Annotated in this window: 1 rRNA gene (only partly in view); it reads left to right on the top strand. The window is 50.3% G+C overall.

Annotation, left to right across the window (positions count from 1 at the left end):
- Positions 1–28: 28 nt before the first annotated feature.
- Positions 29–1,585 (top strand): 23S ribosomal RNA (locus KI338_RS17480) (its annotated part continues 1,354 nt past the right edge of the window); the annotation flags it as partial.

Here is a 1,585-nt window from a genome sequence, read left to right as displayed (position 1 = left end):
TTTAGTGTAATGCTTATTCATTGTAGATAGTTAAGTGAATAAGGGCGCACGGTGGATGCCTTGGCACTAGGAGCCGATGAAGGACGGGACTAACACCGATATGCCTTGGGGAGTCGTAAGTAGACATTGATCCAAGGATTTCCGAATGGGGGAACCCACTGTTCGTAATGGAACAGTACCCATACCTGAATACATAGGGTATGGGAGGTAGACTCGGGGAACTGAAACATCTCAGTACCCGAAGGAAGAGAAAGCAAATGCGATTTCCTGAGTAGCGGCGAGCGAAACGGAACTAGCCCAAACCAAGAAGCTTGCTTCTTGGGGTTGTAGGACACTCCTTTAGAGTTACAAAGGAATTCTTTAGATGAAGCTACCTGGAAAGGTAAGCCATAGAAGGTAACAGCCCTGTAATCGAAAAGGAATTCTCTCTGGAGTGTATCCTGAGTACGGCGGAACACGTGAAATTCCGTCGGAATCCGGGAGGACCATCTCCCAAGGCTAAATACTCCCTAGTGACCGATAGTGAACCAGTACCGTGAGGGAAAGGTGAAAAGCACCCCGGGAGGGGAGTGAAAGAGAACCTGAAACCGTGTGCCTACAAGTAGTCGGAGCCCGTTAATGGGTGACGGCGTACCTTTTGTAGAATGGACCGGCGAGTTACGATCGTATGCGAGGTTAAGTGGAAGACACGGAGCCGTAGCGAAAGCGAGTCTGAATAGGGCGAATATAGTATGCGGTCGTAGACCCGAAACCGTGTGATCTACCCATGTCCAGGGTGAAGGTCAGGTAACACTGACTGGAGGCCCGAACCCACGTATGTTGAAAAATGCGGGGATGAGGTGTGGGTAGGGGTGAAATGCCAATCGAACACGGAGATAGCTGGTTCTCTCCGAAATAGCTTTAGGGCTAGCCTCAAGGGATGAGTACTGGAGGTAGAGCACTGATTGGACTAGGGGCCCTCATCGGGTTACCGAATTCAGTCAAACTCCGAATGCCAGATACTTTACCTTGGGAGTCAGTCTATGGGTGATAAGGTTCATAGACGAAAGGGAAACAGCCCAGACCGCCAGCTAAGGTCCCAAAGTATACGTTAAGTGGAAAAGGATGTGGAGTTGCACAGACAACCAGGATGTTGGCTTAGAAGCAGCCACCATTTAAAGAGTGCGTAATAGCTCACTGGTCGAGTGACTCTGCGCCGAAAATATACCGGGGCTAAACGTATCACCGAAGCTGCGGATTGTCTTACGACAATGGTAGGAGAGCGTTCTAAGTGCTGTGAAGTCAGACCGTGAGGACTGGTGGAGCGCTTAGAAGTGAGAATGCCGGTATGAGTAGCGAAAAAAGAGTGAGAATCTCTTTCACCGAATGCCTAAGGTTTCCTGAGGAAGGCTCGTCCTCTCAGGGTTAGTCGGGACCTAAGCCGAGGCCGAAAGGCGTAGGCGATGGACAACAGGTTGATATTCCTGTACCACCTCATAATCGTTATGAGCAATGGAGGGACGCAGGAGGATAGGGAAAGCGCGCGTATGGATGTGCGCGTCCAAGCAGTGAGGGTGTTGGATAGGCAAATCCGTCCAACTGAGAC

Source organism: Ornithinibacillus bavariensis (assembly GCF_018333235.1).
Lineage (GTDB): Bacteria > Bacillota > Bacilli > Bacillales > Amphibacillaceae > Ornithinibacillus > Ornithinibacillus bavariensis.
The sequence above is the reverse complement of the archived record's forward strand: the minus strand, read 5'-3'. Positions and strand labels throughout refer to the sequence as shown.